General features: G+C 43.6%; 22 protein-coding genes. 11 read left to right on the top strand and 11 right to left on the bottom strand.

What is annotated here, in order from left to right; translation table 11 throughout:
• Positions 1–140 precede the first annotated feature (140 nt).
• Both GC102_RS04590 and GC102_RS04585 read left to right on the top strand, forming a co-directional pair.
• The gene (locus GC102_RS04590) at positions 141–602 is read left to right on the top strand and encodes a divergent PAP2 family protein (RefSeq protein WP_171688383.1); all 462 of its coding nucleotides are present in this window, start codon (positions 141–143) and stop codon (positions 600–602) included.
• Between the two features lie 76 nt (positions 603–678).
• Positions 679–1,116 (top strand): GNAT family N-acetyltransferase, encoded by a 438-nt coding sequence (locus GC102_RS04585; RefSeq protein WP_171688382.1) that lies wholly within the window; start codon positions 679–681, stop codon positions 1,114–1,116.
• On the opposite strand, the gene GC102_RS04580 is transcribed toward GC102_RS04585, so the two are convergent.
• A complete protein-coding gene (locus GC102_RS04580; RefSeq protein ID WP_281367625.1) occupies positions 1,113–2,381 on the bottom strand; it encodes an ATP-binding protein in 1,269 nt (422 codons plus the stop codon). The two genes, GC102_RS04585 and GC102_RS04580, sit on opposite strands and share 4 nt — an antisense overlap.
• Before the next feature lie 554 nt (positions 2,382–2,935).
• Complete coding sequence (locus GC102_RS04575; RefSeq protein WP_171688380.1) at positions 2,936–3,688, bottom strand: MBL fold metallo-hydrolase; 753 nt, start codon at positions 3,686–3,688, stop codon at positions 2,936–2,938.
• A 179-nt stretch (positions 3,689–3,867) separates the two neighbouring features.
• Here GC102_RS04575 and GC102_RS04570 point away from each other — a divergent pair, with 179 nt between their 5' ends.
• The 3 genes from GC102_RS04570 to GC102_RS04560 all read left to right on the top strand — a co-directional run bounded on the left by GC102_RS04570 (position 3,868) and on the right by GC102_RS04560 (position 5,862).
• The gene (locus tag GC102_RS04570; protein WP_171688379.1) at positions 3,868–4,782 is read left to right on the top strand and encodes an alpha/beta hydrolase; all 915 of its coding nucleotides are present in this window, start codon (positions 3,868–3,870) and stop codon (positions 4,780–4,782) included.
• Positions 4,783–4,841: 59 nt separating this feature from the next.
• Positions 4,842–5,459 (top strand): stalk domain-containing protein, encoded by a 618-nt coding sequence (locus tag GC102_RS04565; RefSeq protein WP_171688378.1) that lies wholly within the window; start codon positions 4,842–4,844, stop codon positions 5,457–5,459.
• 91 nt (positions 5,460–5,550) lie between these two features.
• Positions 5,551–5,862, top strand: a complete 312-nt coding sequence (locus GC102_RS04560) for a DUF1292 domain-containing protein (protein ID WP_047672482.1) — start codon at positions 5,551–5,553, stop codon at positions 5,860–5,862.
• Positions 5,863–5,923: 61 nt separating this feature from the next.
• Here the strand turns inward: GC102_RS04560 and GC102_RS04555 are convergent, their stop codons facing one another.
• Positions 5,924–6,343 (bottom strand): DUF1885 family protein, encoded by a 420-nt coding sequence (locus GC102_RS04555; protein WP_171688377.1) that lies wholly within the window; start codon positions 6,341–6,343, stop codon positions 5,924–5,926.
• Between the two features lie 87 nt (positions 6,344–6,430).
• On the bottom strand, positions 6,431–7,900 hold the full coding sequence (locus GC102_RS04550; RefSeq protein ID WP_171688376.1) for an aminotransferase class I/II-fold pyridoxal phosphate-dependent enzyme: 1,470 nt from the start codon (positions 7,898–7,900) through the stop codon (positions 6,431–6,433).
• Positions 7,901–8,071: 171 nt separating this feature from the next.
• On the opposite strand from GC102_RS04550, the gene GC102_RS04545 reads away from it, so the two are divergent.
• Together GC102_RS04545 and GC102_RS04540 are read left to right on the top strand one after the other, a co-directional pair.
• Positions 8,072–9,334: an MFS transporter gene (locus tag GC102_RS04545; RefSeq protein WP_171688375.1), complete on the top strand. Its 1,263-nt coding sequence runs from the start codon at positions 8,072–8,074 to the stop codon at positions 9,332–9,334.
• Positions 9,335–9,368: 34 nt separating this feature from the next.
• Positions 9,369–10,541 (top strand): MFS transporter, encoded by a 1,173-nt coding sequence (locus GC102_RS04540; protein WP_171688374.1) that lies wholly within the window; start codon positions 9,369–9,371, stop codon positions 10,539–10,541.
• 75 nt (positions 10,542–10,616) lie between these two features.
• Here the strand turns inward: GC102_RS04540 and GC102_RS04535 are convergent, their stop codons facing one another.
• From GC102_RS04535 to GC102_RS04515, 5 genes are all read right to left on the bottom strand, one after another.
• Positions 10,617–11,219, bottom strand: a complete 603-nt coding sequence (locus tag GC102_RS04535; protein WP_246320738.1) for a TetR/AcrR family transcriptional regulator — start codon at positions 11,217–11,219, stop codon at positions 10,617–10,619.
• A gap of 115 nt (positions 11,220–11,334) precedes the next feature.
• A complete protein-coding gene (locus GC102_RS04530; RefSeq protein ID WP_171688372.1) occupies positions 11,335–12,375 on the bottom strand; it encodes an ABC transporter permease in 1,041 nt (346 codons plus the stop codon).
• Positions 12,372–13,100 carry an ABC transporter ATP-binding protein gene (locus tag GC102_RS04525; RefSeq protein WP_171688371.1) on the bottom strand — a complete coding sequence of 243 codons (729 nt, stop codon included), beginning with the start codon at positions 13,098–13,100 and terminating at the stop codon, positions 12,372–12,374. The genes GC102_RS04530 and GC102_RS04525 overlap by 4 nt, the downstream gene beginning before the upstream one ends.
• 690 nt (positions 13,101–13,790) lie before the next feature.
• Positions 13,791–14,483 (bottom strand): hypothetical protein, encoded by a 693-nt coding sequence (locus GC102_RS04520; protein WP_171688370.1) that lies wholly within the window; start codon positions 14,481–14,483, stop codon positions 13,791–13,793.
• Positions 14,484–14,601: 118 nt separating this feature from the next.
• Positions 14,602–15,234: a YktB family protein gene (locus GC102_RS04515; RefSeq protein ID WP_171688369.1), complete on the bottom strand. Its 633-nt coding sequence runs from the start codon at positions 15,232–15,234 to the stop codon at positions 14,602–14,604.
• Positions 15,235–15,426: 192 nt separating this feature from the next.
• On the opposite strand from GC102_RS04515, the gene GC102_RS04510 reads away from it, so the two are divergent.
• Positions 15,427–16,272, top strand: a complete 846-nt coding sequence (locus GC102_RS04510; RefSeq protein ID WP_171688368.1) for a stalk domain-containing protein — start codon at positions 15,427–15,429, stop codon at positions 16,270–16,272.
• Here the strand turns inward: GC102_RS04510 and GC102_RS04505 are convergent, their stop codons facing one another.
• The gene (locus GC102_RS04505; protein ID WP_171688367.1) at positions 16,273–16,935 is read right to left on the bottom strand and encodes a response regulator transcription factor; all 663 of its coding nucleotides are present in this window, start codon (positions 16,933–16,935) and stop codon (positions 16,273–16,275) included.
• 18 nt (positions 16,936–16,953) lie between these two features.
• Entirely contained in the window at positions 16,954–18,090 is a 1,137-nt protein-coding gene (locus GC102_RS04500; RefSeq protein WP_171688366.1) for a sensor histidine kinase, read from the bottom strand.
• A 201-nt stretch (positions 18,091–18,291) separates the two neighbouring features.
• Here GC102_RS04500 and GC102_RS04495 point away from each other — a divergent pair, with 201 nt between their 5' ends.
• The 3 genes from GC102_RS04495 to GC102_RS04485 are packed head-to-tail and all read left to right on the top strand — an operon-like array spanning position 18,292 to position 21,574.
• Positions 18,292–19,227, top strand: coding sequence for an ABC transporter ATP-binding protein (locus tag GC102_RS04495; protein WP_171688365.1), 936 nt, complete (start codon positions 18,292–18,294; stop codon positions 19,225–19,227).
• 12 nt (positions 19,228–19,239) lie between these two features.
• On the top strand, positions 19,240–20,427 hold the full coding sequence (locus tag GC102_RS04490; protein WP_171688364.1) for an ABC transporter permease: 1,188 nt from the start codon (positions 19,240–19,242) through the stop codon (positions 20,425–20,427).
• Positions 20,420–21,574: an ABC transporter permease gene (locus GC102_RS04485; RefSeq protein ID WP_171688363.1), complete on the top strand. Its 1,155-nt coding sequence runs from the start codon at positions 20,420–20,422 to the stop codon at positions 21,572–21,574. Before GC102_RS04490 ends, GC102_RS04485 begins: the two co-directional genes overlap by 8 nt.
• Positions 21,575–21,614: the final 40 nt, after the last annotated feature.

The following is a 21,614-nucleotide window of genomic DNA, read 5'->3' as shown; positions in this document are numbered from 1 at the left end:
TTAGAGTTTTCCGTAGGAAAACTTTCTTCGTAAGCATGGCCGAGTTTTCCGCAGGAAAACTTTCTTCAACATTTCTATTGTATCAAACTTTTCGAATAGAATCTAAACCTGTGATGGATGCTAGAAGTGAGGTGAAAGTTATGAATCGAGCATTGACAACAGCAGTGATTGGAATTGGTTCTGCTCAAGTAATGAAATTGCCACTTTTCTATTTGAAAACTAGAAAGTGGGATTGGTCACAGCTGACCCAAACAGGAGGAATGCCAAGCTCGCACTCCTCGGGGGTATCTGCACTTGCAACCTATATAGCGATGAAAAGAGGCCTTTCTGCGATCGATTTTGCCGTGAGTTCGGTTTTCGGAGCGGTCGTCATGTATGATGCGATGGGGATCCGGCGGGCTGCTGGAGAGATTGCGGTTGAAGTGAACGACCTTGATGAGCAAGTCGAGAGATTGGCTAAACAGCACCCAGGTTTGTACCATGCACGAAGACGTAAAGCCTTAAAGGAACGATTAGGTCATTTGCCAAGAGAAGTTGTGGGGGGAGCGCTTCTGGGTATTGCCATAGGTGCTTTTAGTTATATGCTGGAAAACAAGAAATAGTATGAACGGTACATGTGGACAACTTTTCTTGAATGGGATAAGATCAAGAAATGTTCTTAGAAAGGAAGAAGTTCACATGGAAATCATTCAAGTCACAACGAAAGATCAGTTACAAGCCTGTTTTGGAGTTCGGTTCAAAGTGTTCGTTGAAGAACAGCAAGTACCTGCGCACGAGGAAATTGATGAAAAAGATGAATCACCTGAAGCGTGCCATCATTTTCTTATGTTAGATGGAGATCAGCCTGTTGCAGCAGCTCGTTGGTATGAATATCAACCACAAACGGCTAAACTGCAGCGTGTAGCGGTTTTGAAAGAATACAGGGGCCAATCCCTAGGTAAACAATTGATTCTTGCAATGGAGCAGCAAGCTCGTGAAAAGCATTGTTCAGCTGCGATCCTCGACGCACAATGTCAAGCAGAGGGCTTTTATAGCCAACTTGGCTATAAAGTTATCTCGGATGAACCTTTCTATGACGCTGGCATCCTACATGTCAGAATGAAAAAACCGCTTTAAAGAAAAGCGGTTTTTTCATTCTGTGAATTTTCGTCAACTATTGGGAAGGTTATGATAAACCGAGTACCCTTTCCTAGTTCGCTCTCGACTTCCAAGGTCCCTTGGTGATCTTGAACGATTTTGTAGCAAATAGATAAACCAAGTCCGGTACCGGCTGCTTTTGTCGTGAAGAAGGGATGGAAGATCTTCTCTAACTGTTCACTTGGAATACCTGGACCGTTATCTGCAATAATTAATGTCGCGTTCTTCGGATCGCGGCTTAATTGCATGTGGATAATGCCGTTTTCTTCCATGGCTTCGCAAGCATTTTTAATAATATTAAGCAATAGCTGAATCATTTTATCTTGGTCCATCCATACGAGTATCGGATCCATCCATTCTTGATAATGAATTTCATGGCCGAAACGAGTAGCTTCTGATTCCATCAAGGCAATAACCTTAAGTACACACTCATGGAGAGAATCGACTTGGAAATCAATGCGATGGGGCTTTGAGAATTGGAGGAATTCTGCTGTTAAGTCACTCATCCGATCAATTTCATCCATGATCATTGTATACCAATTTTCAATATTGTAACCGTTTGCCTTGGAGATTTGCAGAAATCCCTTTACTGTTGTCAACGGATTTCGAATTTCATGAGCCATCCCGGATGCAAGCTCACCGACGACTCTCAGTTTTTCTGATCTGAGCATATGCTCTTCGCGCTTTAACCATGATTCACGTTTCTTCATGAATAAGTTATGCTCGGCTAATAAAATGAGATCATCCTTCGTCAAACCCTCTAGCGGATAATTAGCAATGCCATACGTGATCTGAATGCCAGTCAATTTAGGGAGTTCAGAATCAAGCTTTAGCTTGAAAGAAGTGGTTGAATCATGATCTGGATTAAGCGGCATGACGACAGCGAACTCATCACCACCGTACCTTGCTATAAAGAGGGAGTCTTTAAACAAGATTTGCAGGAGGTCTGCCATTTGCTTCAAAATGAAATTCCCCGCTTGAAACCCGCGAGTTGTATTCATTGCCTTCAGATCCGTACAATCAATAAGAATAAGAACAAGACTTTGCTTTTGCTGTATGTATTGTTCCAATCTGCGATGTGACTCTTCGTAATTATATAATCCTGTTAGCGAATCCTTTTGTGCAGATAAATATCGTTCATTTCTTAATGAATCTGCTTGTCTAATGGTAGAATAAGCTGCTCGTGTGAATAAGGCTACCGCGGTAAAAGCAAGTATACTATTAAGAGCATGAATCCATAGCATGTTTTTATTAGAAAAATCAATAATTAGATAAACATTGCAAAGATAAACGAGAGCATAGGACGCAGCTAACAACCAAGATTTTTTGCGACTTTCTTCTTTATAAATATCGAAGGAAAGTGTTAGGATGTACAAAGGAAGACAAAGATTTGAATGTCCGATGTAATGTAAAAAACCAATGAAAAGTAGGCGAAGCCAAGGGATTGCTGCATACTGCATTTGAAGTCTAAGACTGATGATGTAAAGGACCATTCCTACTAAAAGTAAGGGTATGTTAAGTGCAGTATGCAAAATAGTTGTGTATAGACAAAAAACAAGTGCATAGACATAAAAAATCCAATTGATAACCACCATATCATCTCCTGAATGTAACTAAACGCGGTCGCTCATCTTTGCATGGCCTCCATAGAGGTTTCTCACATCATTGTGACATGTTCTCTGTCTATGAACTAAATCCCTTCTAACAATAGTAAACAAAATTGAAAAGTATCACGCTTCTTCTCAAAAAAAAAAACCTTGAGGACAATTCATCCCTAGGTTTTGATCGTAAAATATAATTATTCCGGAATTTCAATCACTTCATGTTGATGGATGAAAGTCATGCTGCCTGTTTTTCCAACAAAATTCATCATATCATCGTCATAATGCATCAGATAGACTCGTTCCTGTACATAGTCAGGCAAGGTAAGTAATTCTTCCAATGTAGCATGAATAAAACCGTTTCCGCTTAGTTGACAATCGTGTAAAATGGTATGACAGTTTCTTTTGTTAACAATTTCTTGAACGAGAAGTTCCTCATTAAATTGGGTATCAGCACTATAGAACGTTCGGCCATTGATAAAAAGTGAGTAGTTAAGCTTATGAGGTATATGAAGTGTGGATATAAATTCAATGGTCAGACCAGGTTGGATGCTAGTAGGTACATTTTCTTCGATAAGGATGACTTCGAAATAATCCTCAAGTCTGCTGAAACCGTCTGCGGGATTATACATGCCGCCTTTTAGCGTGTTTTCCCAAAGGACCCCTGCTAGCGATTCTGTTAGGAAAAGTTTGGTTTTCTTATTCTTATATTGGTATAACAATCGAAAGGCGATTTCTTCTAATCCGCCCACATGATCGGCATGAATGTGCGAAATGATGATACCATCAATTTGGTCAGGCTGTACACCGATCTCATGAAGCGATCTTGGCGTTGTTGCCCCGCAGTCGATTAGGATGTTCATTTCATTTGAACGGATTAATGCGCTTGTATTGTAAAATGTTTTGGCAAACGCACTGCCGGTTCCCAACATTTGAATTTGCAAACTCATTCAGCAGCCTCCATTGTTCGACAAAAACCATCTTTTTCTAATGTAGCATGGGAGGTTGCGGAATTTCAACCATTATGTGCAGACACTTTTGAATGAATAGAGCCAATACTATACAAAAATGAATAAATTAAGGCGGGTAAACCCTATATTTTATCTAATTAAAAGGTGTTGATTCCTTCATGATTTGGATGGTTAGTAGTATTTTGTTTGTTCTTGTCTGTCTAGCTCTAATAGGTATATCGGTCTATGTAGGTTGGCAGCTCACACATCCGCAACGTAAGCCGGTTGATGCCTCGCCTGACGACTATGGTTTGCACATGGAGAATATTAGTTTCCCAAGCCGATCTGGAGATGTCCGATTAGATGGATGGTTTTTGAAGTCTCCTTATGCTCCAACTGATGCTAATCCAATGACCGTTATTATGTCTCATGGTTATGCAGGAACACGTCTGGAAAAAGGGCTTCCGGCGCTGGCTTTGGCTAAATCCATTGTCGAAGCAGGCTATCATGTGCTTATGTTTGATTTTCGGAACTCGGGGAAATCGGAAGGAAAAATAACTACGGTAGGTTTTTTGGAAAAGCAAGATGTACTCGGTGCTATCGACTGGGTTCAGGAGCACGAACCAAGTAAAATCTGCTTGATCGGCTTTTCAATGGGCGGAAGTACATCCATCTTAGCAGCAGCCGAAGAGAGGGCTGTGTTAGGGGTCATCACAGATAGTGCCTTTAGTCAGCTCAGTCCTTACTTGAGGGACAATTTGCCTGTATGGTCTAATCTTCCGCGGATTCCTTTTACACCTTTAATTCTACTTATTTTACCTAGATTAATTGGTATCAACCCACATCGCGTTGATGCGCTTGCCGCGGTAGATCACATTTATCCTAGGTCGATTCTATTTATTCATAGTCGAGATGATGAGGCTATTCCTTGGTCTAACAGTGAAGGAATGTGGAGCCGTCACCCGGATGCATTTGAACTTTGGGTCACACAAAAAGCGGGGCATGTCGGCTCCTATCACATGCAGCCGGAGGCTTATACAAAGCGTGTTCTGGATTTTTTATCAAAATTTAATAATCATCGCAACTCTTCTTAATCATCGGAGTATAAAGATGCAGACACAAAGATTACTAACAAGAGCTGGAGGTTACGCGAATGAAAGTTCAACGGATTTTAGCGTTGATGCTGATGTTTTTTGTTCTAAGTACGGCTGCAGTGGTGGCTTCATCGATATGGGGGGATTTTAAAGGAAATAATATTGCCCGATTAATCGTTAATGAAGAGACGGTGGAATTCGGGGATTCAGATGTTCCGCCTCTTATTGTTGATGGTAAAACCGTTCTGCCGCTGCGCGCAGTAAGTGATGCGCTTCAAGCATTGGTGAAATGGGATAACTCGAACAAGACTGCCTACTTATACAAACCAAATGTGCACATGTTCTTTACGACTGAGGTGCGCAAAGACTCCGCTATCGTTCCTTTTGGTGTTGTAGAGAAGGGCAAGGAAGCAGACTTTATCGTTTTTGCTCAAGTCGATAATTTGAAGACAAGCATTAATTCTGTGCGGGTTTCTGTTGTATCACCAAGTGGGAAGAGCGTTATTACACCGGTTGTAAAATCAATCTCGGAATCCAAAGAATCGTTTTGGTTGAAAGTACCTTTGTATGGCGTTTCCTTTAACGAGGCGGGTACGTACGTCGTTAAATTTGCCATGAAGCAAGATGGTTCTAACGACTACTCAGTCGTATCTGAGAAGCAGATTCAATCCGAGTAGGAAAAGCAAACTCGAAAGTGGTTTGACCTCTTATTATGAAAATGTTAGGATAATTAAGTAACTAATTATTCGACGAAATGAGGTTCTGCCTGTGAGCGATGATAAGCATGATCATGTACACGGCCCGGACTGTGACCACGATCACGAGCAAGGGGAAGATGTTTTTATCGTAACGGACGAGAACGGTGAAGAGCATGAGATGGTGATGGTTTACACCTTCCAATCTCAAGAACAGGCTTATGCTGTGTTGCTCGATCGCAACGATCCTGAAGCTGACGGTGTTATTTTCCGTGTTGAAGAAGAGGACGACGATGCCTTCCTTGTCAACATTGAAGATGAAGAAGAGTGGGAACGTGTAGTGACTATTTACAATGAGATCGTAGCTCAAGAAGGCGAAGAATAAGAGCTATACATAAGAACCCCCTAGCAGAATAATCTGTTAGGGGGTTTCTGTTTGCATACATTCATTTTCTAGGATTGAAATACATGATTCTGCCGTTGAATAGATGAAGTTCAGCTTTCAGCAGTTTACTAAGGTATTTGCAGAATTCATTGCCCTTGCTTTTGTCGCCATGTGTGGCGTCGTCGGGCAACACGACTTGCACATAATGCTGCTCTTTCTCTTGGATCTGCTCATTCCCAACACCAATCACTATATATTTGTATAGAGGATTGATACCTTTCAGGTAGAACCATTTGCCTTCGCCTTCCGGCTTCGTCTCAATGGTATAAGGGAATCCGGCCTCGTCATATTCCCAGCCAAGCTGCTTGGCTGTCTGACTGAGCTGATCACGGTAATGCAGCAGCCTTTCCTTTAGTTCATCTAAGGTGAGTGCGGCAACTGTGGATCCTGTTACGAATTTAATATAAGCGCTTTGAGCCATTCCTTGTTCACCTCATTCGCTAAACATCACCAACATCATAGCATCATGTAAACGGTTTTACAATATATACACCGCTCTAGGCGGATACTAGAAAATCGCTTGTGTTTCTACGATTACCTTCACATTTTGAACACTGCGGTCCTCAGGTCCTTTTACAGGCAACCCAACTTCTACATGCTCCACAATGTAATCAATAAGCTCTTGGGTAATCACTTCACCTGGAAGCAAAATGGGAATGCCAGGTGGGTACACGTATATGAATTCGGCAATGATGCGGTCCGCAGCGTCTTTGAATGGAAGTATTTCGGTTTCGCCATAGAAGGCATCCCGTGGTGTCAAAGTTAATTGCGGAATTGCAGGAACTTTGATTACGACTTCCTTGACTTCGACAACGTCATCATTCATATGAGAGAGCTCGCGTAAGGCATCCAATAGGGTGTCGACGTTCTCTTGGGTATCACCCGGCGTTATTAGACACAGGATGTTGTACATGTCACTCATCTCGACTTCAATATTGTAATGATCGCGCAACCAGTTCTCGACTTCAAAGCCAGTGATGCCAAGCTTGCGAACGTGTACGCATATTTTCGTCGGATCATAGTTGTAAGTCGCCTCTTCACCCAAAATCTCTTCCCCGAAGCAGTAGAGGTTGCTGATTTCGTTGATCTGTTTTCTTGTGTACTGAGCAAGTTCTATCGTGCGCTCGGCCATTGCATAGCCATTTAACGCCAAATGTCTGCGGGCAGTATCTAATGAGGCTAACAATATATAAGAAGTTGAAGTTGTTGTAAGCATCGAAATAATGGTCTGGATCCGCTTTGGATTAACACGATTCCCTTTCACGTTAAGAACTGAGCTTTGTGTCATGGAACCACCTAGCTTATGCACGCTGGTCGCGGCCATATCGGCTCCGGCTTCCATCGCAGACATCGGCAATTTATCATGGAAATGAATGAGCACGCCATGTGCTTCATCCACAAGGACAGGCATGTTATAGCTGTGAACAAGGTCAACAATCTCTTTAAGATTAGTACATACGCCATAGTAGGTGGGATTGATAACTAGAACAGCTTTGGCATCCGGATGCTTTTCGAGTGCGCGGCGAACAGAACGTGTCGGAATTCCGTGATCAATACCTAAGTTCTTATCACGAGCAGGTTGGATGAAAACGGGCTTAGCGCCTACGAAAATAATCGCGGCCAATACGGATTTATGTACATTCCGCGGAACGATAATTTTATCGCCTTCCGAGCAAACGGTCATAATCATGGTCATAATGGCGCCGCTTGTCCCTTGTACGGAGAAGAACGTGTGATCCGCTCCATAGGCGTGTGCAGCAAGTTTCTGAGCTTCTTCAATCACGCCCATTGGTTGATGTAGGTCATCCAGCGGTGCTATATTGATGAGGTCGATAGACAGCGCGTTGTCCCCAATAAAGGAACGAAACTCCGGGTCCATGCCGACTCCTTTTTTATGGCCTGGAATATGGAATTGAATTGGATTTTTCTCAGCATGTGTGAGCAGTGCAGTGAACAGGGGGGTACGGGTATGATCCACCTGATTATCGCTTCCCTTCTATAGTGGATTGCTTGTCGAACATTGCAACAAACAAAATGAGTATATCAAAATAGAGATTTCATGCAAGCTAATTTTTTGAAAATAGTTTGTGCTAGTTCAGGTAAAACTAACAGCAACTTGTAAAAATACGCCAAAATAAGGAGAAATCTTATGGTTTGGATGCAAAAATGGCGGAATAATCGCTTGTTTTCCCCATTTGTGATCGAATTGTTAATTATTATGTTTGTCGTCGAATTTGTGAAGGGAGCCTTACTTTTAACGATTTTACCCGTATATATGAAAACGACATTAGGTGCTTCCGCATTTATTATCGGCTGGACGCTAGCTGCTCAATATATTGGTGATAATGTGCTTCGTACACCCGTTGGCTGGATTATTGACAAGTTGGGTTACCGAACAACCATGCTTACAGGTGTGCTGCTGACATTTGTTTCAGTCATTCTAATTGCAACGACATCTCAGTATATCTGGATGATCGTAGGATGTGCGCTTCTTGGCTTTGGTACGGCGCCATTATGGCCTTGTGTGATCACAGGAACGACGGAAGTGGCCGGCGATGATGGTAAAGCCACGATCATGAGCGTTGTCTATATGGCTTGGCTCTCGGGCGTTGGACTGGGACCGGTAGCGATTAACTTTTTCGTTGGAGAAAATAACTACGGCACCGGATTTCGATTATTGATCGGCTGTATGACGGTTGTCGTTATTGTTGCGCTCATGCTTCCAAGAAAGAATGGCGTGGCAAAAACGGATGGAGAGGGCAGGGCGGAGAAAGCCCTGGTTTCTAACCGAGCTGCTGTAGCACCACTCTTGGAGCGGATAAAAACATATCTAAGTGAAGTACGGCGCTCTATGTCTGTTAGCCCGCTGTTATTCCCCGCGATGTTCCTGCAAACGTTCGCTCTTGGTATTCTGACACCCATTCTCACACTCTATGCCAAAGAGGTATTGATGCTTACATCTTTTCAATACAGCATGTTTCTAATTGCTGGTGGAGCTGTTACTGTCATTTTCTTAGTTCCGATGGGGAAATTGGTTGATCGTCTAGGCATTCGTCCATTTTTGGTCGCAGGTTTTATGCTAAGCGCTTCTGCACTTTTGTTGTTTACCTTCGCGAAGTCAATGATGCTGCTTTATGCATTGGTTGCCGTTCTTGGGGCGGGCTATGCCTTCATTATTCCTTCTTGGAATGCGCTCATTGCATCAGCCATTCCACCGGAGAAACGAGGCGCAGTTTGGGGCTTCTTCCTAACCATAGAAGGACTGGGGATGATCATTGGGCCGATCGTTTCTGGTAAGCTTTGGGATGTGTATGGCTATCATGCACCATTCTTGATGAGTGGCCTAGTCCTGGTACTGCTGCTTGTTCTTCAAATGTTCATTTCCATCCCCAAAAAAGGTATGGTACGATAAGGGAAAATGTTTCGTTTGGAGGATTATAAGCATCATGAATAAACAGATTGGAATCATCATGCTGTTGTTGATGACTATATTCGTAGGTTTCGGGATCATCATTCCTGTACTGCCGGAAGTTGTTAAAGGTGCAGGCGCTGAATATCATAACGCGCTGCTATTGTCGGTCTATTCCGCAGCTTCTTTTCTCATGTCCCCCATTTGGGGAGGACTATCGGATCGCATCGGACGCAGACCGATTATCTTAATTGGTCTGCTTGGGTTTAGTGTTAGCTTTTTGATATTTGGATTCGCCGACGGTAATCTGTGGATCATGTACGTATCCCGCATTCTAGGCGGATTATTTTCAGGAGCAGCAACGGCTTGTGCTGTGGCGTATGTAGCTGATATTACAACCGCAGAGAATCGGACAAAAGGCATGGGTATGGTGGGGATGTCGATTGGGTTAGGCTTTATCTTCGGTCCAGCAATCGGCGGTATTTTAAGCCGCTGGGGGACTTACCTTCCATTCTTTGTAGCTTCTGGACTCGCACTAGCTTCCTTTGTTTTTGCATTTGCTATACTGAAAGAATCGCTGTCCGTAGACAAACGCACCTCCGTGAAGGAGAAAGCTCCATCTAGATGGACAGCTTTCGCTGGGGCATCGAAGTACCTCTATGTGTTATCATTCTTCGTATCTTTCACATTGGCAGGGTTGGAAGCGACACTACAGTATTATCAAATGGACAAGATTGGCGCAACGCCATTCGATATCGGCATGATGTTCTTAGCAAGCGGTATTGTTGGCGCCTTAATCCAAGGCGGCGTTGTTCGCCGTTTGGTCAAACAGGGAGCCGAGCAGCGTGTGATCGGCATCGGGCTATTGCTATCAGCTGCAGGGTTCTTCCTGCTGCTGTACTCGAGCAGCGTCGTTACCGCTGCGATTTACTTATCGGTCTTCGGCGCAGGTAACGCCCTCATACGCCCGTGTGTGACGTCGCTGATTACACAGCGAACGAAAGTAGGTCAGGGCGTTGCGACGGGCCTCAGCTCCTCTATGGACAGTCTGGGCCGCATTGCAGGCCCGCTCCTCGGCGGAGCGGTATTCGCTATCGCGCATTCGCTGCCGTTCATTATCGGCGGCGTGCTCTGCTTAGCAGCGATCCTGTTGCTGCAGCGCTTCGTGCTTGTAGATCGTCAGACGCGGGCGCAACAGCAAACCGCCTGACAGATAAAAAAAGCTGTACACTAGCTTCCCAATGGGGGAAGACTGGTGTGCAGCTTTTTTTTGTTTAGCGGCAAGTTATGGCTTGCGAGGCGATAAGCCGTGCATGATGAAGTTAATCGTGTACTCGATTTCTTGGGATTCATCCCATTCTGAATCTGGTGCAAACAAAAATCGAGTAATCAAGAAGCCAATGATTGTAGAGGCAATGAGTCGCATGCTCGTAGCTTCGGGAAGTTCGATTAATTGACCCTCAGCCTGAAAATGACGTATGGCTTTATAAGCTTTTTCCAGCACTAATACGGCAACGGTTTCCTTAAACTTTTCACGCAGTTCCGTATGGAAAGGGATTTCATGCATGAAAATTTTGATAACAGGAAAATTTTTACGGGCGAATTCTAATCGGTTCACCGTGATGGCTCGTAAGAATTGTTCAACATCAGGATAATCAGCTTCCAACACTTTGGTAAAATCTTTCACTGCAAACGGTGCAATGAGCTTCGTCATAATGGGGGCAACGATCGAGAGCAGCAGTTCTTTTTTCGTTTTATAATGACGGAATATGGTACCTTCCGCTACGCCAGCTTTTTGGGCAATTTCACTTGTCGAGGAGCCTGCGAATCCTTTCTCAGAGAAAATCTCTACGGCCGCTTGAACAATTTTTATCTGTTTATCGGTCATCTTTTCTTCCTCGTCATTTAGACGCAGAAGCTCAGTTAACCATGGTTCAACTTGGGACAATGTGTTCACCTCTTCATTTAGCAAAACTGGTCTTGCAACATAAGACATCCTAACATTATATCTTACGGTGCTTCCTGAGTGCCACTATGTTTAAGATCATGAAGCAAATCGTGAATGCTGCTAACACGAGAACGTCCAACCAAATACGATCCCAACCTGCACCGCGGATCATAATATTCCTTAGGGCATCTGCTCCGTATTTAAGCGGCATGATGACACCGATCCAACGAAGGTATACTGACATCGTATCGAGGCTGAATAAGCCTGAGAAGAATACCTGGGGTACGATAATGAGCGGAATGAACTGAATCATCTGGAATTCATTGTTTGCGAAAGCAGAAATCAGCGTTCCTAGTGATAGGGCAGCCAGCGCAAGCAGGACCGTGATCAGCAAAACATACCAGAAAGATCCGACCATCATTAGACCCAGCACGCTAGTGGCGAACCATGCAATGAGCGTTGCTTGGAGTGTTGTAAATATACCGAAGCCAAGAATATAGCCGACAACGATTTCCCACCGACGAAGCGGTGTAGCCAACAGTCGTTCTAAGGTTCCGCCGGTTCGTTCTCTCAAGAAGGAAACGCCAGAGAGCAGGAAGACGAAGAAAAAGACGAAAAAGCCAATGAGAACAGGACCGAAATTGTCAAAAGCCGCCATATCGGCAGAGCCATGCAAATAGGTGATGGTTGGCGCTTGTAAATTGGAGCTGGAGTTAGCGTTAGAGATCGCTGCGCTTTGTAATGCTTTTTGAAGCAAGAACAGCACAGCTCTATTTTTACTGGGGTCACTTCCTTCCAAGGTCACCTGCGGTGCTGCCCCATTCATCGCAATGATGGCATCTAAATGCACAGCGTCTAGCTCAGTTTGGGCTTCATCTGCCGTGTAGGTTATTACTTCAGCATTAAGCTCCTGCAGTTTTTGAATGAGCGGAGCGGGGACATTAACAGCGCCTAGTTTAGGGACATAAGTGTTGCCGTTAAACACTAATGACATCATAAATAGAATTAACATTGGAGCTACAAGCATCATCATTAAAGTTCGTTTGTCGTGAAAGAACTGGCGTAAAATACGGATCACAATCGCGCGAATTCTCATTGCTTGACACCTCCATAATAAAGGAATGCTTCTTCAATCGTTGCGGAGGAAGTAGCTTGTTTTAACTCATCCGGTGTTCCTACTGCAGTGAGTATGCCGTCACGGATCATCCCAAGCTGATGACATTTGTCAGCTTCATCCATCACGTGGGTGGTGACAAGAATCGTTGTGCCCTGCTGGCTGAGATTCGTCAACTCTTGCCAAATTGATTTCCTTAAGACAGGGTCAATTCCCACCGTAGGCTCATCGAGAATTAGAATGCCTGGCTCATGCAGCAAAGATATAGCAAGCGATAAGCGGCGCTTCATTCCTCCGGAATAGTTGGAAATCTGCTTCTTCAAATGTGATCCTAGATCAACAAGCTCCATGACGTCATGGATGCGCTGCTTGCGCTTTGTACCCGTTAACCCATACAAAGAAGCGAAAAACTCCAAATTCTCCTGAGCGGTTAGTTCTGCATATAGGGCATCCGATTGCGCCATGTAGCCGATTTTCGATAGCATAGCTAACTGGGGCATCTGCTGCCCAAGCACATGAACGGTACCAGAAGTGGGAACATCAATGCCAGCAATCATACGTACAAGCGTTGTTTTCCCTGATCCGGAAGGGCCGAGCAATCCGAAAATCTGGGCCTTCGGTACAGCCAGAGTAATGCCATTCAGAACAACCTTTTCGTCAAATTGCTTGCTGACACCATGCAATTGAATAGATATGTCCGTTGTCATAGTCTTGCACCTCTTTCAGAAGTGAGTAATCACTCATTATTGTTGATGCACTCATCATACGCTATCTTATGATCATTGTGAAGTGAGTAATCACTCATTTTTGAAGATATTTATTAAATGGATAAAAAAAGGGGGGATCACAAACCCTGACGTTGCACTACAGCTCAACAAACAACAAAATAAACGCCTTGCGCTGCCCTTAAATGAGAGTGTTCATAAAGGTTGATACAAAGCAAGCTACACCCAAGAGACTCCAAATTTTGAATTAGAGTCGTTCAGCAACATTGTGAAGGGTTATGGGCTAAAGTGGTTATCAATGTTGAGCACTCGCACCATTCGGGCAACCACAACCAATACTTAGAACATGCATCAATTCGAGCAACTTTAATTTACTGCAACAATATACCTTCCTCAACCTGTTTTAGCCTGCTACTGTTGTATTTCGTACAACAATTCGAGCTCATTTGTTCCCAAATAGCCTGATTAAGGCCCAATTGATGCGCTTTTATACGAAAATAAAAACGTAAAAGCACATTATTTTCATTCTTGGGGGTGGCGTCGTAGACGTCATGTTTGTTTTTACAACATCAATCAACCGAGAATATGGATTCATTCCTGAGCTTCGTCGCCTTACCCCAAATAGCAAAAAGGCATCCCAGAGGAATGCCTTTTTGCTATCACTTTCAACTATCAGTCTTTGACTTTCGCGTCTTTCTTCCGTTCAACCCATTTCTCAATAGATGGGGTTAACTGGTCCTTAATGGACGCTACTAGCTTGTCCTTCGAAATGCCCTTAGACTGGGCAATCTCAGCCAGTGATTTGCCTGAGCGGAGCTGGGCGTGAAGCTCGTCCGTGCTTAAACCGAGAGTCTTAGCGAGCTTCTCTGTATCTGGCTTCAGTCCAAACTTATGCCACTTCCCACGGCCATCATGACCATCTAACAGGTTTTTCTCGTTGAGGATGAACTTCAAATGCTCACTGAGCTTCATCTTCATGTGTTCGCCTTGATCTGCTGTCAGCTTGCCATCTTTGACGGCCGCTTCAATTTTGCCTGTTCGAAGCTGCTGCAGTTTGGCAGTCAAGTCGGCTTCACTGATGCCTTTGTCTGCAGCTGCTTCTACGATGCTTTTGCCGTTCTTCAGCGCTTTGACGAGAACTTCCTTGTCAATGCCGATGACAGTAGCAGACTCATCGACAATTGGCCATTTTCGGCGATGACCGCCTTGCTCCTTCTCATCGGTCTGATGCAAACGAATGGTTTGTTCCTGATCCTCAGAAGGAGATTGAGCGGCAGCCGTTATGGAGGGAAGAGCACTGCAGCCAAGAGCGATTGTGAAAGCAATTGAGCTCACCATTAGCTTTTTCATATACGTAGGGTTCATACTAGTTGGATCCCTCCTTTCCTGTTGGATTAGGACTACAGCGCTTAGTCTGTGCAGGAGGGGTTAATTTTACTTTAAAGGAACATTAGTCCCACATAAAAATTTCCATAAATTCGAATTACTTTGCGTTCACAGCCATCTTGTAAAGAGGGATGAGCTTCTCGAAGGTTTGTTTAATAAGCAGCTCAAGTTCAGCTGGTTTCTCTAGCACTGGATCCTTGAAACTGAGGTTGCGGCCGATAAGCAGCTCTGCTTTTTTGACATCGCGGAAACGAATTAGTGCGTCGTTCCAGCCGCTGCGGTCTAAATCGGCAAGGGAGGTAACGTCTTTTTTCATATGGTCGAAGGAAAGGACGAAATCGGATGGAATTTCCCTTTGCAAACGGTCGATTTCTTTCATGTACGTAGTCGCAATGTTACTTTTATTCGGGAGTTCATAAATAAGTGCCAACCAGATAAAAACACGATCATCAAATAGACCGACTTGGAAGTGAGGTACCTGTTTATACCCTCGTTTGTTTGGACAAATCGCCAACCAAGTATCAACGGGAGGATTCACTTTGCGTCTTAAGTGTTTAGCGATATGTAGGAACATTTCTGTACCGGAAAGGACGGACAAATCCTGGGTCAAAGAATCACCTAATGCTTTAAATTTAGGCTGAATGCGTTCTCGAATGGCTTCCATACGTCCATCGAGACCTTCTATAGCAAAGGTATCGAAATCATGCTGTGCAAATCCAGTGAAACTCATCTGATTAATTCCTCTTTTCAATTACGTTTTCAATTATTCTAAAGCAATTCGTGTATTCCCGCAATGATTACGAGTTTCGTAGAAAGGGAGTAGGCCATTGGACCGATTTTATGGCAGAAAAGCAGGAAAAAAGTGGAACCATGCCGAAATATGAGGTAACTATCAATTAGGAAGACAGGAGAATTTATACTTATGCGTATGTCAAAATGGTCCAAAATTGCGGTACTTGGTACTTTAATGGGAACTTGTTTCACAGCAGGTGTTTATGCACAGGATGTGCTGCAACGCGTTGATGCTTACCTAAGAAATGATTTTAAAGTCGTCGTGAACGGGCAAGAAGTGAAGCTGGCGAATCCGCCTTTAATTTATAATAATTCCAGTTATTTGCCTGTGAAGGAGCTAGGAACTTACCTAGGAGCGGTTGTCAATTGGAAGGATAGCACGAAAACAATCTATCTGAATTCCCGTGTTAATCCCCAGCAGCCTGCGGAAGGTAACGAAACGAATTATACAGAAATTGTGCTGCAATACCCATATCCACAGTACTTGGATTATTTAGGAGGGACTTACCCGGTTCTTGTTAATATGACGGATCAGACGTATTACCGATTGAAAGATTTGGACCGAATGGGTGTCTCTACAGGCGGATTGCGGAAAGCGAAGGAAAAGTATTCAGAGGATATCTATGTCAGCGAAGAAGAAATGAAAAAGAGCTGGAAAGAAACGCCGCAAATTTCCTATCTCATGAATGAACCTATCGTCATTACAGGGGAGCAGGATCCAGTCAAGCTCAAGACAATCAGAGAATACGTGGAAGGTTTCCGATACTATGAGATCAATAAAGTACCTTACATGACGAATCCGATTATCATTGATGCGCTGCCTGAAGAGAATACATACAGCTACTTACTTACGGAAAATGGGCATTTCTATCGTACAACTCTTAAACTAACGCAAATAAATGGCAATAATAATAAGCCTGATTATGTGGTTGGAAGCTCCTCCAAAGAGGACATCCAGGTGACGAGAGTTAAATAATTAACTACTGGTGCCAGATTGCTTTTTTAAATAGAAAATAGCAATTTGCGTGCGATCTCGGAGGTTCAGCTTGCTGAGAATTTCCGTAATATAATTCTTAACGGTACCTTCGCTCAGGAATAGCTCCTGGGCGATTTCTTTATTAGATAGACCTTCAGCAATTTTTGCTACGACTGCTTGTTCGCTGGCTGTTAATCCATATCCACTAAGTGGTTTGGGTGCAGGTACGTTTGGAGATGAACTAGCGCTGATAAAAGTCGTCAATTTCTTGGCAATATCCGCATGAATAAGTAGATTGCCTTGTTCTACCGTCTTGATTCCCTGAATAATCCGATCCGGCGAAATATTTTTGAGCAGATAACCGCTGGCTCCGTTTCGTAAGGCCTGAACGATAAATTCATCATCGTCGAATGTGGTCAGAATAAGCACAGCAATATTCGGATAAGCTTGCTTAATCTTCAATGTGCCTTGTACACCGTCACAGATTGGCATTCGAATATCCATAAGGACAACATCAACCTTGACGCCGTTCTGGATAAAAGCAAGAGCTTCGTCTCCATGCGTACACGTGCCAACGACCCTAATATTTTCGTCAAGTCCAATGATTAATTGTAAGCTTTCGCGGATGAATGGATCATCGTCTGTAATGAGCACATGAATCATGCTGTGTTCAACCCTTTCTTAGGTAGATTCAATTTGGCGAAAAGTGGGCAAGACAGTCTTCACTGTATATCGATCCTCGATCGACACAGTAAGCTGACCGCCAATGAGCTTGCTTCGTTCTTCCATGCCTGACATTCCGAGGCCGTTCATACTACGCTCATTAGGCAGTTTACCGTTATTCGAAATACACATTGTAATCTGTTTGGATTCATACGTTAACTGAATTAGAATCTGGGTTGCGGACCCGTGACGAATGGCATTCGTGATGGCTTCTTGCGCATTACGGTATAGAATGAACTCTAGACTCGGATACAGCACGTAGGGCATACCTTGCATCTCAACTTCGATAGATATTCCTTTATCTGCTATCAGTCCTTCAATGAGCTTCCCCAGCGAGTAAGTTTGCAACGTTTCTTCATCTGGTTTCAGTCTACGTACGGTTGAGCGCAGCAGTTCCATGCTTTCTGTTAACTGGTCACGGACCGACATTAACATGTCTACGCCTTTCTTCTGTTGAGTTGGAAGGATCTGCAAGGATGCTTCCATCATCATTTTGAGCCGGATCAGCTTATGTCCCAATTCATCATGAATATCTCGGGAAATCCGATTGCGTTCGTCCGTTTGTGCGATGTTTTCGACTTTTCGGGCGTAATCCATTAACTGAACGCGAGCTTCGTCCAGCTCGTAATGCTGCCTCCGAAGCCTATCGTAGAGCAGCTCAATTTCCTCTTTGTTTTGCTCAGTCTGGAGCATCTGCAGCAGGAGCATCGTCAGAGACAAGAAGATGAGATTGGCAATAAGGTAGTAGCTGCTTGGCTGACTATGTAAGGACATGTTCAATAGAATCAAGTGAATACTCACGAAATAGTAACGAATATGACTATTTACGGTGGTTATATAGGATAAGAGCGTGGAGTAAAAGGTGATGAACAAAATGCCGTCATAGTGATAACACATCCATCCACTGAATCCGATTTCGAGTAAAAGCATCCATGCTGATCTCGAGAATATCGTTCTGCGCAGTTCAGCGATCCAAATGAATAAAAGAATGAGGAAAACATACATGCCATTGGATGAATAGCTTTCGAGATACATCGAGGCAATCGCTGGAATGAGAATGAGTAAATAACGGGTTAACGAGCGTAATTGTGTCAATCGATTTCCTTCCTTTGCAGGGCAAGTATTAGCAAAGTATACCATACAAACCAAGTGGGTTAACACGTCTAATAGACAGATAATGACTTTTGTCACCTTTGAATAATGACTTATTCTACCTGTTAACGGGATTCCTTGGAGATACAATGATTGTAATAACACCTGTTGGAAAAAGGGGAAACGGAAAAGGGAGAGGATCTTGTGAGCTTTGTTCAAATAAAAAATGTTGTCAAAAAGTATAGCAATCAAATTTCTGTCGATCATTTGAATTTATCGATTCATGAAGGTGAAATTTTCGGATTGTTAGGCCCGAATGGGGCCGGGAAAAGCACAACGATCAAAATGCTGAGCGGCCTGCTCAAAATTGATCAAGGCGAAATGTTTGTTGATGGGCTCTCGGTTGCGAAAGATACCATTGAAGTGAAACGGAGAATTGGTCTTGTTCCACAAGAGCTCGCAATCTTCGAAAACCTAACAGCAAGAGAAAATGTCACTTTTTTTGCAAAATTATATGGATTAAGAGGTAAACTGCTGAAAGAAAGAGTGGAGGAAGCGCTAGAATTTGTAGGATTATTGGATCGCGCTCGTGATAGACCAAGTTCCTTTTCCGGCGGGATGAAGCGAAGGTTGAATATTGCGTGTGCAATAATGCATCGTCCAAAGCTGATTATTATGGATGAACCTACCGTTGGCATCGATCCTCAGTCCCGAAACCACATTCTGGAATCAGTTAGGACACTTAACCGTATGGGCTCAACGATCATTTATACCTCACACTACATGGAGGAAGTGTCTGCGATATCCACACGGGTCGGCATCATGGATCATGGGCATCTCATTGCTTGTGGGACTCAAGAAGAATTGCGCGGTAAAGTTGAGCAGGACAATAAAATTATCATTCAAGCAGCTAACCTGAAGGAAGAAGCCGTCAAAGAATTAAGGGATCATCCGCGGATTAAGCAAGTCACTATTCAAGAACAGGCACTTGAGCTGCTGGTGGGTTCCTCGCAAGCCTTTTTGCAGGATATCCTGTTCATCCTTTCCAAACACGAAGTGAAAATTCAATCGCTCACGCAGGTGGAGCCTGATCTTGAGGCATTATTTCTGTCGTTGACCGGAAGAACCTTACGGGATTAGGAGGAGGTCATCATGCCGATTTGGATTATTGCTAAGTATGAAATATTGCGTTTTATGCGCATGCGTTATGTACTCATTATTCAGTTTTTGATGCCGCTTTTACTTATATTCATTTTGGGTTCGGCGCTATCAGGCGCTTTTAAAATGGAAGATCGTACACTGAAGCCCGTTAAGGTAGATGTGGTGCAGTCTGATTCAGGAGTCTTAAGCGCAGGGTTTAAAAGCTTTCTCAGTACACCGGAGATAATGAAGATCATACAGCCTTTGAACATTCAATCACGTGATGAAGCGGTAAAACGGCTCAAGTCAGGGGATTCGGATTTTGCACTCATTATTCCAAGTGATTTTAGCAGCCGCGTGCTTGAAGGAAAAGAAGCGGAGTGGGAGATGATACTAGGCCAGGATTATGGGCAGAATTTGACCGCTAAGATGACGCTTCGCTCCTTTTTGGATCAAGTTAATTACATGCAATCGGCGATTATTTCAGCAGGCCCCGGGGCTGCGGAGCTATTGCAGAAACAAGGTAGTGACGGTTCATTCAAACCGATATCGGAGGCTTCTTCGCATGTACGGCTAGGCAAGCTTACTTCTTCTAATTCCAACTATACGGCAATGCAGTATTACACAGCGTCTATGCTAGTCATGTTTTTGTTATACTCGGGCATGGGGGCGGCATTGGGTTTGCAAGGAGAGAAAGAAAGGCACACGTTATCCCGATTAAATGCGATGCCCATTCATGAATATCAAATTTTATTGGGTAAAATCATAGGAAGTATCTTCAGTTCGATCGTCCAGGCAGCGCTCGTTATTGGTGCAACCATTCTGTTTTATGGTGTCGATTGGGGAAATGACTTCTTCCACCTCTTCCTGATTTGCTTATTGATTATCGTCGCTTCGATGAGCCTAGCTATATTGATTATGCTGGCAGCGAAATCGTCTAAAGCAATCAGTACGACGTTCCAAATGATCATTCTTGCCATGACTTTCCTAAGTGGAGGCTTCACACCTCTACCAGAAGGTCTTCTGCAGCGGATGGGTGAGTTTACGCTCAATCACTGGGCCATGCAGAGTATGTTTCGCATTATGCTCGGAAGTGACGCTTCAATTATAGGGCATCATATATCAATCTTAGCTTGTATTAGTGGGGGATTGTTGCTTCTAACCCTGATTGTCTATCGGAAGGCGGGATATCATGAATAGCTTATTTATAGCGCTCAATATGCTGCGTCGTACACTTTTTCAGAAAAAAAGCTTTCTGATGTATTTAGTCATTCCAGCCGCAACAGTTTCGCTAATTATTGGTGTACTTGGTCAACAGAGTGAGCACGGGGTTGATATTGCTTATATCAATTTGGATCGGGGAGCGATGGGTTCCCATCTCTTGCAAGAGATTTCGATGCTGCCAGATTATCGGCTCAAGGAAGAAGCTTCTGAAACAGCTCTTAAAGAAGTTGTCACGAAGCAAAAAGTGAGCAGCGCCTTTCTCATTCCTGAAGGATTCAGCGAGATGTTGATGAAAGGTGCATCAGCGCCAATAGATATGTATCAACTAAACCTCAATGAGGCTTCGATTACGCTTAAAATCAATCTGGATAGTATTCTATCTAGATATCAAGGAACGATTGAACTGCATAGCCAGCAAGGGCTCCAAGATGCAGCGCTTCGTGAAGCAGTGGAGAAGACAATTTCACAGATGGAGAAGCATCAGGTGAAGGCACAAGTCACTGATCTTAATTTGTATGTGAATCCGAATATGCACACAGTAATTGGTTTCATGCTGATGTTTATGATGGGGTTAATCAATAATACCGTTTCCGTGATTATGGATGATCGAAGACAACGCACCATGGCTAGAACGTATTCGGCACCCATTCATTCTTTCGAAATTGTACTTGGGAACTTCATAGGCAGTTTCTTGGTTGGGACGCTGCAGGTGCTTGTCATTCTTTTATTTACGCGTTATGTAACGAATTATGATTATGGACTTCCGTTTGTATCGCAGTTTATTTTGTTGGAGTTTTTCTTATTAGCCAGCATGGGAATTGCCAGCGCGGTAACTAGTATGGTTAAAAATGCGTCGAATATGGGCATGATTAATTCTCTCGTTGTTACTCCAACTTGTATGCTCGGTGGATGTTTCTGGCCGATCAGCCTGATGCCGGACTGGATGCAGAAGATTGCGAATTTCGTTCCGCAAAAGTGGGTGATTGAGGCCATTCAGCGAATGGCTTCTGGTCAGACTCTGTCCCAGATGTGGATGCACATGGGCGTACTCACCTTGTTTGGACTGATTCTTTTGGGTGTCGGTTCAGTCATTCTTAGACCGGGAGATGCTGAGGTTAGTTAATTAAAAATCAAAGGGCTACCTGCTTCTGCAGATTAGCCCT

Origin of the sequence: Paenibacillus germinis (assembly GCF_013141785.1) — a bacterium.
Lineage (GTDB): Bacteria > Bacillota > Bacilli > Paenibacillales > NBRC-103111 > Paenibacillus_E > Paenibacillus_E phytorum.
Note: the sequence above shows the minus strand (reverse complement) of the source record. Positions and strands in the feature narration are given on the sequence as shown.

Excerpts from the sequence above, each read along its gene's own strand:
- GC102_RS04590 (WP_171688383.1), top strand. The coding sequence starts at position 141 with ATGAATCGAGCATTGACAACAGCAGTGATTGGAATTGGTTCTGCTCAA.
- GC102_RS04585 (WP_171688382.1), top strand. The coding sequence starts at position 679 with ATGGAAATCATTCAAGTCACAACGAAAGATCAGTTACAAGCCTGTTTT.
- GC102_RS04580 (WP_281367625.1), bottom strand. The coding sequence starts at position 2,381 with ATGCTATGGATTCATGCTCTTAATAGTATACTTGCTTTTACCGCGGTA.
- GC102_RS04575 (WP_171688380.1), bottom strand. The coding sequence starts at position 3,688 with ATGAGTTTGCAAATTCAAATGTTGGGAACCGGCAGTGCGTTTGCCAAA.
- GC102_RS04570 (WP_171688379.1), top strand. The coding sequence starts at position 3,868 with ATGATTTGGATGGTTAGTAGTATTTTGTTTGTTCTTGTCTGTCTAGCT.
- GC102_RS04565 (WP_171688378.1), top strand. The coding sequence starts at position 4,842 with ATGAAAGTTCAACGGATTTTAGCGTTGATGCTGATGTTTTTTGTTCTA.
- GC102_RS04555 (WP_171688377.1), bottom strand. The coding sequence starts at position 6,343 with ATGGCTCAAAGCGCTTATATTAAATTCGTAACAGGATCCACAGTTGCC.
- GC102_RS04545 (WP_171688375.1), top strand. The coding sequence starts at position 8,072 with ATGGTTTGGATGCAAAAATGGCGGAATAATCGCTTGTTTTCCCCATTT.
- GC102_RS04540 (WP_171688374.1), top strand. The coding sequence starts at position 9,369 with ATGAATAAACAGATTGGAATCATCATGCTGTTGTTGATGACTATATTC.
- GC102_RS04535 (WP_246320738.1), bottom strand. The coding sequence starts at position 11,219 with ATGACCGATAAACAGATAAAAATTGTTCAAGCGGCCGTAGAGATTTTC.
- GC102_RS04530 (WP_171688372.1), bottom strand. The coding sequence starts at position 12,375 with ATGAGAATTCGCGCGATTGTGATCCGTATTTTACGCCAGTTCTTTCAC.
- GC102_RS04525 (WP_171688371.1), bottom strand. The coding sequence starts at position 13,100 with ATGACAACGGACATATCTATTCAATTGCATGGTGTCAGCAAGCAATTT.
- GC102_RS04520 (WP_171688370.1), bottom strand. The coding sequence starts at position 14,483 with ATGAACCCTACGTATATGAAAAAGCTAATGGTGAGCTCAATTGCTTTC.
- GC102_RS04515 (WP_171688369.1), bottom strand. The coding sequence starts at position 15,234 with ATGAGTTTCACTGGATTTGCACAGCATGATTTCGATACCTTTGCTATA.
- GC102_RS04510 (WP_171688368.1), top strand. The coding sequence starts at position 15,427 with ATGCGTATGTCAAAATGGTCCAAAATTGCGGTACTTGGTACTTTAATG.
- GC102_RS04505 (WP_171688367.1), bottom strand. The coding sequence starts at position 16,935 with ATGATTCATGTGCTCATTACAGACGATGATCCATTCATCCGCGAAAGC.
- GC102_RS04490 (WP_171688364.1), top strand. The coding sequence starts at position 19,240 with ATGCCGATTTGGATTATTGCTAAGTATGAAATATTGCGTTTTATGCGC.
- GC102_RS04485 (WP_171688363.1), top strand. The coding sequence starts at position 20,420 with ATGAATAGCTTATTTATAGCGCTCAATATGCTGCGTCGTACACTTTTT.